Genomic DNA, 14,613 nt, shown 5'->3' with positions numbered 1-14,613 from the left:
AAACCAATCCCTAAATATTTCCTCGCTAGTCCGCATCCTTGCCCATGTTCCTGAACAACCGCCGTGCCATAGTTGTATAAAAGAAATTCCCTTCAAAAAAACGGCCTGGGTAATCCTCTGACGTAATTTCACCCTCAAACAGCATGCCGCACCGTGTTGCGTACTTTGCTGCAAACTCAATGTCATGGGTGGCTATTAAAATGGCCGCACCGCTATCTTTTAGTTTTTGCAAAATTGCTGCGAGATTTTTTTTCGAAACGGGATCAAGTCCCTTTGTAGGTTCGTCTAGAAGAAATAGTTCAGGTTTCCTCAAAAGCAGGCAAAGGAAGGCGGCCTTTTGCAGCTCTCCGCCGCTCAAGTCAAACGGATGGCGGTCCAAAAGCCCGTCCAGGCCAAACTCATTTGCAAGCCTTGCCGCTTCCGAAGGATCGGTACCCCATTGGCGGCAGGTAGCCTCTATTTCACCCGCAACACTGTCATGAAGGAAAAACAGCTTAGGGTTTTGCGGCAAATACGCAATCAGTTTAGCAAGGCCACCCATTGATCTCCACTTTTTCAAAGGCTTGCCTGCAAAAGTAATCGTCCCCGCTTCGGGCTTTAAAACCCCGCAAAGAAGTTTCAGCAAGGTGGATTTTCCTGATCCGTTGCCACCGAGCAGGGCATACAGTTCACCTTTTCCGAGCATTAAGTCAAGATCCTGCAAAATAGCGCCATTCTTTTTTTCATACCTGAAGCCGATATTTTTGGCCGAAACCAGTACTTCGGATTCATGCCGGCCCTGTTCCGAATCAAGTTGATTTTCAACCGGAACAGGCTTTATGAGGCCCAGCATGCTGCGGCCTTCCTTTATAGACAGGGGCAGCTGTAAAATCTGCTCTTCCGTTTCATTTTGCAAAAACAGTGAGGGAATGCTCGGAATGAACTCGCCCGCTTCGGTCCGCCACAATTTTTTCATGACTTGACGAGGATTCCCGTCATGAACAAGCCTGCCACAATCGAGCATAACGACCCTGTCGGCAAGCGTGATGGCTTCATCTAGCCTGTGCTCCGCAAGAATGATTGTCATCCCGAATTCCTCGTTCAGCCTTTTCAGCATATCAAACAGCTCGCGGGTGCTGACGGGATCTAGCTGGGAAGCTGGCTCATCAAGGAGAAGGATGTCCGGCTGCATCAAGAGAACAGAAGCAAGGTTCATTTGCTGCTTTTTGCCACCCGAAAGCTCGTGCATTTTTTTATGTAAGATCGGTTCCGCTCCAAAATAGCTGACAATTTCCGCAACCCTGCTTCTCATCTCGTTTGTCGATAGGCCGCGGTTTTCGAGGCCGAATACCATTTCATGGAGAGGGTCATCAGCAACTATCTGGTTTTCCGGATCCTGAAAAACAAACCCGGTTTCAGCTAAACTTGCTTCTCCGGTCGCAATCGTCCCTTCAAGAGTTCCATGGGGGCGTATTTCTTCCTTCAGGAGCCGCAGCAATGTGCTTTTTCCAGAACCCGAGGGACCAAATAGGACAATGAATTCGCCTCGGCTTATGGAAAGTTGAATGGACGAAAGTGCCGGTGCCGGGGCATCCGGGTAAGTAAACGTTACATTGTTCAGTTCGATATACGCCAACGGAATGCCCCTTTCAGTTCAATGATTACCGGGAAGACAATGAAACAAACGACTGCTGCCAAGGTCCCCGCTTCCGCAATTGACAGATCAGTGTTCTCCATAATTGGATAAACGTCCAGCAGACCCAAGCCATTCAACCGGCCAAATAGTGCGTAGACGAATACTGGCAAAAGAAACCCGAACGAAAGCCAATCGAGGTTTCTAAATTTAAAATGATGATACGCGGACCTCTTTCCGGTTCCGTAACCGCGTGCTTTCATGGAGTCGGCGGTCTGGATAGCTTCCTCAAGCGAAAAGACAAGCAGAGCCTGGACATAGAGCAGCCCGTTTTTGGCACGCCCCTTCCATGTACCCGATGCTAAGGTTACTCCCTTGCTGGACTGGACTGCCGAGATTTCCTCGAGCCGGATGCGCATCAGAGGTATAAATCGAAGTGTCAGCATAAGAAGGACGGCGAATTGCGGCAATGCTTTCGCAAACAAGAACAACAGCTTGTTTGGGGTCATAATTTCATTGTAGGATACAAACAAAGCAATGATGCCCATGACTGAAAGGGCCGCCATGCCGCCAAGCGTTACTGCCTCGAGTGTAATCCGGTGATTGCCCCATTCAAAGAGGACATGCCGACCCCTTTCATTAAAAAGCGGGTTAACCAAGAAGATCAGCAAACCGCTTGACGCAATGAAAAAAAGCCATCGCTGCAGACCCCTGCAGCGATCTTGAACATAATTGATTACCAGTATAAGGCCGAACCCTGTAAACAGGAAAAGAGGATGCCGAAATAGAATCAGCATTGTTAGAGCCCCGGCGTAGTAGCAAAATGCGGTAAGCGGATGGAGACGGTTCATTCTTTCTTCAGGAAGTCTTCGCTGTAGACCCACTCGATCCTGTCGCCCTTCGACACTTTGACGATTCCGGCACCTTTTTCAAGGCTTAATCCGTTCATCTTGCAAATCCAGCCGCTTCTAGGCCCGAAATCAAATTCGTAATAATTGTCGATGCCCGCAACATAGGCGGTTGGCCCGCTCCCTGAGTAATCGACATCAATTCCCTTTTTGCCTGCAGCCCTAAGGAGCAAATCAATCACAGTATCGCCTTCCTTGATTTCAACAGCTGTTGCCCCAAGTATCATTCCAGCCTCATCCGGCCCTTTTATCAAGATGGATGCAGTAGCGGCCGGTGTAGGCTTTGGAGCTGGTTTCGGGGCTGGTTTTGCCTCGGTTTGACTGCCGCCTTTCGATCCGGCGGAACTCGATCCGCCTGAAGGTTTGGACGGATTGCTTGCTGAAGTTCCAGTTGTGGCACTGCCTTTATCCGCACCTACCGCGCTGCCCGCTTTATCGGATGTTCCGGGTCCAGAAGATCCAGCAGTAGAAGTTTTGGATGTGGTATCTTTTTGGGTACCTGGGCCTGCTGTCGCAGAAGTTGATTTCGATTGAGTGCCTGAAGCCGCTCCGTCCGAAACGGTTTGATTATCTTTGTTTTCCTCGCCCGGATTCCCGTTTGTGAGGTTTGATTTATCGGAAGGATGGCCGGCAGGGGAGTTTTGTTCAGCTTCCCCGCCAGCCTTTTCGCCTTTAGTTATTTCCATTCCAGAATGGTCTTGCTTTTGATTCGTTGCCGAGGATTCAGGGTCTGTTCCGCATCCTGCAAGTGCAAGGGCGGTTAGCAATGAAAAAACAAGCAGCAGCCTAAGAGTGATTTTCCTTCCCATTGCCATTCCTCCTCTCCACCTTCATTCTTATAAGCGTTTTCTTCTTGTGGTCATCAATAGGATTCCACCTGCTGCGACAAGTACCATCCCAAATGCAAGCAGACTATAGACGTTCGTTGCTGTATCCGGGAGGCGGTGCCCTTCTTCTTTTCCTTCTTCATTTTTGCTGTTTCCAGGGTCCTCGTTCCCCGGAACAGAATTGGGACCTGCCGATTGATCAATCGTTAATTTGTAAAGGGAGCCTTTTCCATCCTTGAAAAGCTGGTAGGCAACCAAAGCCTGGAAGCCCTGTCCAGTTGAGATTGCATCTGCTCCATCGCCCGCTTTCCAGGCAAAACCGCCGCCAGAATGCTTAAACGATGCCAGATAGCCGAGCAAGGTTTTGCCATCAGTTGTAATAATGCCGCTATTGGCATCAAGGCCGAGAGCTGAAAGGGCGATTACCGCCTGTGCTGCCGCCGGGCTGCTGTCAACCTTGGAGGATGCAAACAGATTCTTCAAATACTGAATCCCTTTGTCAATTACCGGTTTTACTGCTGCTTCGTCTTTATATGGGGCCAACGCAGTCAGTACCATTGAAGTCGTATCCGGATCGCTGCCTGTTTCCTTGTCCAGTCCCCAACCCCCATCGCTGTTTTGGTTCGTGATAAGGTGGGCCTTAAGGTTTTCTTTCGTCCATTTTGCATCTGCAGGAATGGTAAAGTCGGCACTGTCGAGGGCAATTAGGCCATAAGCTGCCCCGTTAAGGCCCTGTTTGGAAAAATCGCCATTGTAAATGCCTTCAACCAGATTGTAGCCGGCGAAATTTTCAGGATTTCCACCCGCCGCCAGAATACCAAGTGTGTATCGCTCATAATCTGTAATCGTCCTGAACTTTCCACTTCTATCTTTTACCCTTTTTGCAACTCCCTCTAAGTAACCGGCGGGAATTGGTTTTCCTGCTTGCTTTAGGGCAATTGCTTCCCATTCGCCAAGCTGCTTATTTTTCAAAACATAAGCAATCGTTTCATTCAAATCCTTAGAAAAGCTGTCGGCCGGATAAACCGCAAAATCCTTGCCAGGCTCGCCTTTTCCCGGCTCTTCTGCAGGAGGAGGTGTGAAAGTCTCATACTTAAATGCGATAGTTTTTTCCGACTCAAGCGTGTAACTCTCCGCACCGACCATTTGCGCTTCATCATTTACATAAAAACTCCAGAAGCTGTTGGTAGTCGTATCAAGCCCATTGATTGAAGAAATCATTTTACCAAAATCATATTGCACATAGGCCAGATTTTCTGGGCCAACAACTGTCTGAAGCAATTGAAAAGCATTGGGCTTATCAATGAAAGAAATATCCTTGTATTCTTTTAGCTGATTGTCTTTTCCAGCAATCACAAGATTTACTTTTCCAGCCGGAGGTTCCGATTCATAGCGGAAAGTGAGGACATCGCCATTTTGGGGCTTATACGAATCAGCGCCCGTCATGGCTGAAATGCCGTTTATGTAAAATCCCCAGTAGATGTTATCCTTGGCAGCTAGTCCGCTTATCTCTGTAATCATTTTGCCAAAACTATACTGCTCATAATTCACCGCATCCGTGCCGACAGTCTTAACGAGGGCATCGAACGCTGTTTCAGTTTCCCCGATTTCCGCCTGTTTTTCGCTACTAACGGCTCCTTTTTCCCCAAGTACCTTTACAGTTACGGTACTGGCCGCCGCCGCAGCCTTCTGCCCAAAGCCACCCGCAAACAGGGTAAACACGAGCATCAACGCCAACATTAACTTCACATACTGACTTCTTGCCATTCTATCTCTCTCCCCACTTCTTTTTACATAAAAAAATCCCCCTGTGAAGGAGGAGGTTTGTCGTTAAGCAGGCATATGAGAAAAACGGCCTGTCTTAACACCCTCCTATCCGCGTAGGCTTTTGGTGCTTATAAACAGGCAGGTCTCCTGGCTCATGGTCATCGCTTCCTATGCCTTCCCGCTTTAGGGCAGTGGCTTTGTATAGGCAGCTCGCATTTACAGTGGCGGGACCGCGTTGGCTTTTCACCAAACTTCCCTTTTAAGCTGACAATCTGAAACTATCAGCACCTGTTTTGATAGATATTTTTATGTCCATCCCATTATACAAATAGATTAAGCGTTTTGTATAGGGAAATTTCCTGATTAATTCAGCGAGCCTTAAAATCCAAGTCAATTTGCCTTACTGCTGCCTAACAAGGCAAAAAATCCTCTGATTATATATGGCACCGCGAAAAAGATAAAGAACACCCTGAAAAGCTGGTAGCCGGCTACAATTGATAAATCCGCACCTGACTCATGGGCAATGATACTCATCTGATCCATTCCGCCAGGAGCCATGCTGAGGTAACTAGTGATAAATGGGATTCCGTAGAGGTTTTCAAGCAGGACAGCAAGGGCTGACGATCCAGCCAATAGCATGAGGCCGGAGCCAACGGCAAATAAAAGCAGCTTCCGGTGTCTAGCAAGGCTCCCTGGCTTAAACATAAGGCCGATATACGTCCCGATCATCAGCTGTGAGGCGTCCATTATAGATTCGGGAAGTTCGGGTCCTTTCATTTCAGCAATAGTAAGAGCCGCAGTAACAATAATCGGACCAGTCAAATAAGCGGTCGGCAGCCCGATTTTTTTGCCGATAATGGCAAAGGCGACAGTAAGTGGCGCAAAAATCAGGATTACCGGAAAGAGGCTACTCTCTGAGCCAGCCACGATGGCCGCCTGCTGCACCGTGTTTCCTGACATCGGATATAGAACAGTGAAAGGGACAATGAAAATAATCATGAGAAGGCGCATTACCTGGAAAATGGTTACTGCCGAACTATCCGTCCCCTTTAGTTCTTCAGAAAGGGCGATCATTTGCGATAGTCCGCCTGGAATGCTTCCAAGCAACGCAGTCCTATAATCAAGCCCGGAAAGCTTCGCCACAGCCACCGCCATGACAGCGCAATATCCAATCAACAAAAAGGTCATGAGAATGATAGTGGGAAAGTGCCCGATAATTTGCCCAAGTGCGCCTTTCGTAAAAGAAAGTCCGATTGAATAGCCGACAATGATCAGGCCGGCATCCCTGATTTGCACCGGCCACGTAAGTTTAACCCTCCCTGAAACGGAGACTGCGAGCGAAGCAGCCATCGGTCCAAGCAGCCAGGGCACCGGAAGCCCAAGAAAATTGAATAGGGAACCTCCCATAATGGCCAAAAATAATGTAATAAAAAGAGATTTGGCGCCAGGAACCCATTCCACTATTCTCACTCCTCATCCCGCTTGCTGAGTGCCGTCATTGCTTTTCTATCAAAGCATCGCTTTTTTAAACTTCTCGCGGCTCCCTGGCTTCCTTTTTTAAAATAAATAAGTAATAAAGGATTGAAGCGAATATCGAAATGGCGGAGGCCAGATAAATGCTGCTATAGCCATAAACATGCCCAATTTGGCCGAACAACAGCGATCCTACCCCAACGCCAAGATCAAAAAATGAAAAGAACGTTGCAGTGGCCATCCCCCTCCGGTTTCGGGGAGACTTCTCCATAGCCCAAGCCTGCAGTCCCGGCTGGACAGTTCCAAAGCCTAGACCATAAAGTACCGCGGCAAAATACAAAACTCCCTGATTCGGCAGCCAGTAAAGCAGCAGCATCGCTGAAAAAACAAGAAGTGCGCCAGGAATAAAAACCGCCCTATGCCCTTTTTTGTCATACAGCTGCCCAGCGAATGTCCGTGTCAGCATGAGGGCTAGGGCATAAATTAAAAAGTACCATTGGATGCCGGGAATTTCTTTTTGAGCCGTATAGAGGGGAAGAAAAGCTGCGATTCCTCCGAATGTTACGGTCATAAAAAAGAGCAGGATTGAAGGCTGCAAGGCGCTTTTTTCGTAAAAATCCCATTTAAGCGCCGTTGCTCTTTGGACCGCTTCCGCCTTTTTATAACGGATGGTTGAAGACAGCAGCAGGGCTACAAGACCAAGTCCAGCACAAATCAAAAATAATTGCTGGAACGTCACTATACCAGCAAGGATCAGTCCAAGGGATGGACCTGCGGCAAGAGCAATATTACCCGATAAGCCGTAATAACCCATCCCTTCTCCCCTTCTATCGGCAGGAATCAAATCGGTTGCAATCGTACCGGAGGCTGTAGTGGAAAATCCCCAGCCCACCCCCTGGATGAACCTCATCAGAAACAGAAACGCCATTCCGCCCGCGAAACCGAACGATCCGACCGAAAGGACAAAAATCGCCAGCCCTGTTAAATAGACGAACTTTCTGCCCCTGGACTCGAGCGCCTGCCCGGCGTAAGGGCGGATCAGGAGTGCCGAAAGGGTAAATGCTCCTACTACAAACCCAATCATCTGGTCATTGCCGCCCAGGTGTTTGACAAACAGGGGTATTGTAGGAAGGGTCATTTGGAATCCAAGGAAAATGAACATATTTGCAAAGCAGATAAGGATGAAATCTTTTGTCCAAATCCGCCCTTTATTGTCTGGCTTTTGTTCGTAACCCAAATTTGCCTGTCCTAATCCCATGTCAGTCCTCCTCATCTTTATGTATACTATCTTTATATGGACGCTTAGTTAAGTTTATCCTTATATACCCTTCCTATTTTAACTCATTGCGCATAAAAGGCAGAACAAAAAGTACGAATGTCGAAATATTTTAGGCGCAGCAAACTTACTTTTAAGGAGAATCGCCATGTATTTAACCATTAAGGAAACAGCCGAGTATTTATCACTTCCTGAATCATACATTAAAACGTTGATTGGCCAAAAACAGATTCGCGCCGTATTCGACGGTGAACAATATATGATTAATCGAGAACAGTTCAAAAACCATTTTGACCACGTGGAGCTTGCCAAAAGGCTGATTGAGGAATGGAGAAGCGAGCCAATCCCTGAGGATCCCGATATCAAGGACGAAGACTAATTGTGAAAAATAGGTCCTTGCCTTAGTACAAGTGCACATCTTCCCTCATAACCTGTTAATGTAACAATACTATTAGAGAGGGGAATTTATATGTACTGTCCGCGACCAACGCAGGTTCTGCCTGCAATTTGCCATCCAACACAGTGCTGTGTGACGAATTCATTTGAGAACGTGATCCAGCCGCACGTCCATCCTACCCATACGACAAATGTCCACCATACGAATATCGAGCACACACATCACTTCACAAACACTCAATCCTTTGTGAATGAGGCTTCTGTTACGGACCTTGGACCAGTTCCGGGACCGCCTCCCGCTCCGACTGTTGCTGGAGCATATGCGCCCGGCCCTGGAATGGGACCCGGTATGATGGGACCTGGCATGATGGGACCTGGGATGATGGGACCTGGAATGATGGGACCTGGAATGATGGGTCCTGGGATGATGGGACCTGGCATGATGGGACCATCACCGGCTGTAGCTGGGGCTTATCAGCCTAACCTACCAGGAACAATGGCAGCTCCAACTGGTGTAGCAGGTGCTTATGCGGGAATGCCAATGGGCGGCTACAAAAAAGGCTGCGGCTGCCGTTAAGTTAAATGCGGTTTAGGGGGCAGGTTTCCTGCCCCTGCTTCGTTTTATCAAGGATGGTTGTTTTTGTGTCAGCTTCTGAATGCTTCCATGGCTTGCGGTTTAGTTTCCCTAGTAGGGGGAATATGGACAAAAAGAAGGAGATGAGCCATGAAGTTTTCCATTTATAAAGCATCCAATGGAGATGCACTTGATACATTCGGAACGATGGAAGCATCAAGCATGGAGGTGGCCGGTGATCTGCTCTACAAAGTGCTCCGGCGCAGCTCGGCCCAAAAAGACGGGGATGTCTTTCTTATTGTACCGCATTCGGATAACCCGGCGGCTGATAACCTTCTTGTGGATGGAGCGCCCTTTCATATTCTCCAATACCGTGAAATCGATTAAATCCCATTCAGAACAAAAGGCGGAAGCGCCTTGGTCAGCCCCGACCAGCATAAGACGGGGCCCGCAGGACGGGCCTGCCCTCCGGAGGGAACCGGCTTATGACCTCGAGGGGCTAGGCGTTGGAGCTGGATTAATACAATATATTTGGAGTTATTCACAATGTTCGATTACATAATTACTATTGTGTGTAAATATGAATGGGATTTCCGGTTTGGAGGCACTGCTTGCATATCTTTTTTCATCATGATCAGCTTCTGCTCCAGACCCTTCTCACCTCGATTAGCTCCAGCCCGTCAAATACGAGTTTATAAATATCCGGCATATCAAGTCCGTTCCAGAATGCGAAGCCATACTCTTTTTTGAAGTGGTTCATGATTAAGGCCATGATATTGCCGTGCGTTCCTATCGCAATCGTTTCACCTGTGTAGGTTCCAAGAACCTGGATAAGAGCCTCGATGCCCCTTTTTTGGGCTTCTTTGTTTGATTCGCCACCTTCCCAGGCAAAAGCCTCGTCCTCCCAAACCTTCCTGATTGCGAAAGAAAAATCATCCACCGGCTCTTCCGACAGAATCCGCTCCTTAAAGGCATCAAGCGTTATGACCTCTTTGCCAATCGCATCCGCAATTCCTTTAACGGTTTCGATGGCTCGGCGATAGGGGCTTGAAAGAACCAGGCCGATTTTTTCCTTTTTTAAGAAATCCGCGACTCTTTCGGCGTCCCGTTTCCCACGTTCTGAAAGCGGCCGTCCCAACTCGTCTGATGTATACACTGAATGGGCGTGGCGCACAAGATAAATGTTAGTCCGCAAAAATGTTTCTCCCCTTAGTCGGATTTTCCCTTACAACGCCATTCCTTGGCTCCAGGCACCGGTAGCCACCGCCAACTCTATTAACATGGCACGCGATTCAAAATATGCCTTTTGGGCTTCCGCCACGCCTACTTGTTTAAAACGGATTACGCTTCCCGGCGCCGCTTGTGCGAGCAGCGGCAAATCAACCGTTATAACCGTTGCTATCCTTGTGTACCCGCCGGTAGGCTGCCGCTCCGCCATAAGAATAATCGGCTGCCCGCCTGATGGAACCTGGATTCCTCCAAACGGGACGGCATCCGAAAAGATATCCGCCCCCTCCCGATGGCGAAGCTTTGGCCCTTCAAGGGTAATGCCCATTCGGTTCGAGTGCGTGGTGACCGTATACTCTTTTTGGAAAAAAGCTTCGAAGCTTTCTTTTTCAAATGCTTCAGCATGGGGGCCGGCTATGATCCGGACCATTAATTCCGATTGATATTCGGGGATCAGCCTGGTTGCCAGCGATCGGCCCGGAATGCCGTTTGACGGATTGTCAGCTGAGAGCACATCGCCTTTCCTTAGCGAGCGCCCATCCACCCCGCCAAAGCCGCCAGCCAGGTAAGTGGAACGGCTCCCCAATAAAACCGGGACGTCCAAGCCACCAGAAACGGCGATGTAAGCCCTTGTCCCACTGACCGGCCTTCCAAATGAGAGGATCTGGCCCTTCCTTGCCTGAAAACTTTTCCAAAGTGGCGCAGGTTTACCGTTAAGTTCGGGCGAAAAATCCGCTCCGCAAATTGCTATGGTGCAATCTGAAAGAATTTCAAGAGCCGGGCCGGGAAAAGCTGCTTCAAGGACTGCATCGCCAGGGGGATTTCCAACTAGAATATTCGCAACCCGGATGGCGAACGGATCCATTGCGCCAGACGGTGAAACTCCATATTTCTGCCAGCCATACCGCCCAAAATCCTGCACGGTTGTCTGTAATCCGGGCCGTACTACTTTAAAAACCGGCGCTGCCATCATAAATCGTCCCAGCTTCTCCGGAGGGAAATTGACTCTTTCGAAAAAGCGGCGGACAATATTTTTGCAAATTCCAACGCTTCCGGATTATCGCCATGGATACAAATTGTGTCCGCTGCCACATTCAATTCTGTCCCGTCTGCCGTGGTGACTTTTCCCTCTTTCGCCATCCTGAGCGCCTGTTTGATTACAAGATCTGAATCGTAGATAACTGAATTACGTTCGCTTCTCGGCATCAGCAAGCCATCGCTTCGATAGGTCCTATCAGCAAAAACTTCATTAGCGGCGCGGAGCCCCTTTTCCAGCGCAGCCGTTATGAGCTGGCTGCCGGACAACCCGAAAACAACAAGGTTCCTGTCAAAATCGGCTGCAGCTGCAGCCACTGCATCTGCGGTGGCCCTGTCGGCAGCGGCCATATTGTACAGCGCTCCGTGAGGCTTTATGTGGATCAAACGGGTATTGGCCACTTTTACAAAAGATGAAATTGCCCCTAATTGGTAGAGTACAAGATTGTATACTTCATCAGGGCGGAGGAGCATCTCCCGCCTTCCAAATCCCTGAAGGTCTGGAAACCCGGGGTGCGCGCCGATGTTAACTTCGCGGTTTTTCGCCTCTTTGACGGTTTCCATCATTGTATTGTGGTCGCCGGCATGGTAGCCGCAGGCAATGTTTGCCGAAGAGACAAACTTCAGGACTTCACTGTCATTCCCCAGCCTGTAGGCTCCGAAGCTTTCACCCATGTCGCAATTCAAATCGATTGCTTTCACGTTTTCCCCTCCTTATTTTTCCTTATGTGAGCTAAAATCATTTCAGCCTTTCAAGTGCTGGTGCAAACAAGCCTTGGTCGGCCAGCTCTTTAATATGAATGTATTCCTCGTGCCCGACCGAATAAAATTTTATGTAATGGCCAGGTGTAAATAAAAACGGCTCGGCCCGATTAAGATCAAAGAGCTTGAGAGGCGTGAATCCAATGATTCGCCAGCCAGAAGGGGATTCATCCGGATAAATGCCTGTCTGGCTGCCGCCAATTCCGACCGCCCCAGCATGGACCTTTCCCCTTGGTTTTGGCAGTCTTGGCGTGGCCAGTTTTTCCGGAAGGCCGCCCAAATAAGGGAAACCCGGCATGAAACCCATCATATGGATTAAGTAGTTAGAGCTTGTATGAAAGTGAATAACCTCCTGGACTGTAAGTTGGTTTACTTCGGCTATATACTGCAAATCGGGGCCGTTATATTGGACTGGGACTCTGTAAATGAACGATTCTTCTTTCTTCGGACTCGCTCTGCCAATTAAGTTGATTTTTTCGCAGAGGGTGTTATAGCTGATTTTTTCTGGAAGATAATAGATTGCGACCGAGGTGTAGGACGGCACGCATTCGGAGATTCCTTCGATGCCGGCGGCTTCGAGTGCGGCCAAAAATGCGTTGATTTTTTCATGGATGGCTGCCGTAATCGCGTCACCAAAATAAATCATCAACGCCCTGTCACCCAGTGGCCTTATTTCATATTCCATCTTCACCCTCCTCTGGTTGGAACTTCTACTTCCACTTTAGCAAAAAATAGTCTTCTGAGCGATATTCACAGCTTGAATATTCGAGAAGTGAGGTGGGTTACATGCACGAGAAAAAGCCTGGCTAAATAGCCCGGCCCGTTTTTATGATTCTTAATTTTTTTCACTCTTCACGCATGCTGATTGCTCTTCGTGCGAGGGTTATATCATTTTGCAATAGCTTGCCAAGGTCATACGATTGATATAGGCCTTTATTGTACATATAGTTATAAATCCGCTCGTGGCCCCGGACCGCTTTTGTCATATGGTTCAGGAACGTCCTTCTTAACTGAGGCGTCGCCGTTTCGGTGATGGCAATACCATAATTGCGTACAAGCGTCTTTGACATTGCGAGTAGGTCACCCGCAAAGAATGGGTTATCCTCCCTCATTTCGTCCTCATCCCTTCCGCCATGACCTGGCGCGGAAGAATAAAACTGGAGCAATTCTGTAAGATTTTCCTCTAAGTCACGGATTGTCCGCTGGTAAATGCCCCGCAATTCTGAATCGGTAATCCTTTTTAATCCCATTTTCGTCTTCATTAATCCGATTGATTGGAATGCCGTCAATTCATGCAGTTCAAGTGTTTCATGCCAGGCAAGGGTTCTGCGTTCCTCTTCGATCATATGCGGTTACCTCCATTTTTTTCTGAAACATCAATTTAACGTATTCTGAAGGCAACGAAATGGTTATCCGTCCAATCATTTATTTAATTTTCCCCGTTCGGTAAGGATTTTTAGCCAAGGGCCTGCTCCAAATCTTGGATGATCTTACCGCTGTCCCCTAAGCCGACCGCAAGGCGAATTGTTCCTGGATGGATATGCTCAGCTAACAGCTTCTGTTCATTGCTTCCCGTATTTGGCGACAATGCCAGGCTTTCAAACGAGCCCCACGATACTCCGATTTTAATATGCTTTAGGCGATCCAATACCCGACTGACCTCACGATAGCCGCCATCCAGAACAAAGCTGAATACACCGCTGTACCCGGAAAAAACTTTTTTCCCAAGCTCATAATCCGGATGGGACGGTAAACCTGGATAAAGAACCCTCCTTACCCTTGGATGCCCGTCCAAAAATTCCGCCACTTTTAAGGCGTTTGCCTGATGGGCCTCCAACCGGAAAGGAAGAGATTTCAGCCCCCGTAGCAGCAGTGTCGCCTCATAAGGGGAAAAGTTTCCTCCCATCAGTAACAATTCCTTTGTGAAAAGTGTATCCATGATCTCCTTTTTGGCGATGACCGCTCCTCCTACAATGTCGCTGTGCCCACCAAGATATTTTGAGAGTGAGTGGACGACAATATCGACCCCATACAGAAGCGGCTTTTGAAAAAGCGGGGTTGCCCACGTATTGTCGATGATTGTCCTGATGCCATATGCTTTTGCCAGCTGGGAAATTGCACTAGAGTCGGTCAGCCTAAATGTCATGTAAAAGGGCTTTCGATGAAAATCAAGCGGGTATTCGGACGAATGTGTTTTTCAACAGCCGCCGCACCCGCCTCATAACAGATCGAATGGCTGACCCCGAATTTACCAAGATATTTTAGAAGTTCCCTTGTTGAAAAATAAAGGTTGTTAAGGCAGAGGACATGGTCGCCGCTTTTCACGGAATTCAGAATGGCAGCGGTTATTGCTCCCATTCCGGAGGCGAAGCAGCGGCACTGCTCGCCGCGTTCCAATGCAGCCAGCTTCATTTCCGCTGTTTCAATGGTTGGATTTGTACCCCGTGTGTACACATAATTCCCTTGCTCATGTAAGACTGCTTCTGTGAGGCTGTCCATCGAATCGTACACGAACAGCGAATTCCCGAAGGTTGGCGGTACAACTGCCCCGCCGAACTGCTTTCGCCTGTCCCCGTACTCGAGGCAAATTTCCACATCTTTAGCCCATTGATTGTCCATTCTACTCCCGCCCTTTGCTAAAAGTCACTTTAGTTTAGGCAAGAGGCGGCGCTAATATGAATATCGGCCTAAATGCAGAGCTGCTGTCTGTTGGGATCGAGTTGATTTTGTGGAGGATGATAACGTTGGAATAATGG

16 protein-coding genes and 1 riboswitch are annotated in these 14,613 nt (G+C 48.4%); of the genes, 3 read left to right on the top strand and 13 right to left on the bottom strand.

All coding sequences use genetic code 11. The features are described from left to right. Nucleotides 1-25 precede the first annotated feature (25 nt). The 6 genes from AR337_RS19275 to AR337_RS19250 form a co-directional block, all read right to left on the bottom strand. Entirely contained in the window at nt 26-1,615 is a 1,590-nt protein-coding gene (locus tag AR337_RS19275) for an ABC transporter ATP-binding protein (RefSeq protein ID WP_059173651.1), read from the bottom strand. Beyond that, nucleotides 1,597-2,409: an energy-coupling factor transporter transmembrane component T gene (locus tag AR337_RS19270; protein WP_253701962.1), complete on the bottom strand. Its 813-nt coding sequence runs from the start codon at nt 2,407-2,409 to the stop codon at nt 1,597-1,599. Before AR337_RS19270 ends, AR337_RS19275 begins: the two co-directional genes overlap by 19 nt. 50 nt (nt 2,410-2,459) lie before the next feature. Beyond that, nucleotides 2,460-3,329, bottom strand: a complete 870-nt coding sequence (locus AR337_RS19265; protein WP_059173649.1) for a DUF4430 domain-containing protein — start codon at nt 3,327-3,329, stop codon at nt 2,460-2,462. A 27-nt stretch (nt 3,330-3,356) separates the two neighbouring features. Continuing rightward, nucleotides 3,357-5,114: a DUF4430 domain-containing protein gene (locus tag AR337_RS19260; RefSeq protein WP_059173648.1), complete on the bottom strand. Its 1,758-nt coding sequence runs from the start codon at nt 5,112-5,114 to the stop codon at nt 3,357-3,359. Nucleotides 5,115-5,233: 119 nt separating this feature from the next. Beyond that, nucleotides 5,234-5,421: riboswitch (cobalamin riboswitch) on the bottom strand. An 83-nt stretch (nt 5,422-5,504) separates the two neighbouring features. Then, entirely contained in the window at nt 5,505-6,575 is a 1,071-nt protein-coding gene (locus tag AR337_RS19255) for an AbrB family transcriptional regulator (RefSeq protein WP_253701957.1), read from the bottom strand. Nucleotides 6,576-6,639: 64 nt separating this feature from the next. Continuing rightward, on the bottom strand, nt 6,640-7,845 hold the full coding sequence (locus tag AR337_RS19250; RefSeq protein WP_059173647.1) for an MFS transporter: 1,206 nt from the start codon (nt 7,843-7,845) through the stop codon (nt 6,640-6,642). Between the two features lie 166 nt (nt 7,846-8,011). Between AR337_RS19250 and AR337_RS19245 the strand changes: the two genes are divergently transcribed. From AR337_RS19245 to AR337_RS19235, 3 genes are all read left to right on the top strand, one after another. Next, nucleotides 8,012-8,242: an excisionase family DNA-binding protein gene (locus tag AR337_RS19245; protein ID WP_059173646.1), complete on the top strand. Its 231-nt coding sequence runs from the start codon at nt 8,012-8,014 to the stop codon at nt 8,240-8,242. Between the two features lie 90 nt (nt 8,243-8,332). Further along, nucleotides 8,333-8,836 (top strand): CotD family spore coat protein, encoded by a 504-nt coding sequence (locus tag AR337_RS19240; protein WP_082687067.1) that lies wholly within the window; start codon nt 8,333-8,335, stop codon nt 8,834-8,836. Between the two features lie 147 nt (nt 8,837-8,983). Next, nucleotides 8,984-9,220, top strand: a complete 237-nt coding sequence (locus AR337_RS19235) for a hypothetical protein (protein ID WP_059173645.1) — start codon at nt 8,984-8,986, stop codon at nt 9,218-9,220. Nucleotides 9,221-9,467: 247 nt separating this feature from the next. Here AR337_RS19235 and AR337_RS19230 read toward each other — a convergent pair whose 3' ends face one another. The 7 genes from AR337_RS19230 to AR337_RS23870 form a co-directional block, all read right to left on the bottom strand. Continuing rightward, nucleotides 9,468-10,028 carry a histidine phosphatase family protein gene (locus tag AR337_RS19230; protein WP_059173644.1) on the bottom strand — a complete coding sequence of 187 codons (561 nt, stop codon included), beginning with the start codon at nt 10,026-10,028 and terminating at the stop codon, nt 9,468-9,470. A gap of 30 nt (nt 10,029-10,058) precedes the next feature. Further along, a complete protein-coding gene (locus AR337_RS19225) occupies nt 10,059-11,030 on the bottom strand; it encodes a biotin-dependent carboxyltransferase family protein (protein WP_059173712.1) in 972 nt (323 codons plus the stop codon). Beyond that, on the bottom strand, nt 11,030-11,797 hold the full coding sequence (locus tag AR337_RS19220) for a 5-oxoprolinase subunit PxpA (RefSeq protein ID WP_156424464.1): 768 nt from the start codon (nt 11,795-11,797) through the stop codon (nt 11,030-11,032). The genes AR337_RS19225 and AR337_RS19220 overlap by 1 nt, the downstream gene beginning before the upstream one ends. 37 nt (nt 11,798-11,834) lie before the next feature. After that, nucleotides 11,835-12,542: a 5-oxoprolinase subunit PxpB gene (pxpB, locus tag AR337_RS19215; RefSeq protein ID WP_059173643.1), complete on the bottom strand. Its 708-nt coding sequence runs from the start codon at nt 12,540-12,542 to the stop codon at nt 11,835-11,837. Nucleotides 12,543-12,702: 160 nt separating this feature from the next. Then, nucleotides 12,703-13,203 (bottom strand): spore coat protein, encoded by a 501-nt coding sequence (locus AR337_RS19210; RefSeq protein ID WP_059173642.1) that lies wholly within the window; start codon nt 13,201-13,203, stop codon nt 12,703-12,705. A gap of 110 nt (nt 13,204-13,313) precedes the next feature. Further along, nucleotides 13,314-14,003: a PLP-dependent aspartate aminotransferase family protein gene (locus AR337_RS23875; RefSeq protein WP_253701953.1), complete on the bottom strand. Its 690-nt coding sequence runs from the start codon at nt 14,001-14,003 to the stop codon at nt 13,314-13,316. Further along, complete coding sequence (locus tag AR337_RS23870; RefSeq protein WP_253701947.1) at nt 14,000-14,476, bottom strand: PLP-dependent transferase; 477 nt, start codon at nt 14,474-14,476, stop codon at nt 14,000-14,002. The genes AR337_RS23875 and AR337_RS23870 overlap by 4 nt, the downstream gene beginning before the upstream one ends. Nucleotides 14,477-14,613: the final 137 nt, after the last annotated feature.

It is taken from the genome of Bacillus sp. FJAT-27445 (genome assembly GCF_001510665.1).
In the GTDB taxonomy this organism is placed as follows: domain Bacteria; phylum Bacillota; class Bacilli; order Bacillales; family Cytobacillaceae; genus Bacillus_D.
The sequence above is the reverse complement of the archived record's forward strand: the minus strand, read 5'-3'. Positions and strand labels throughout refer to the sequence as shown.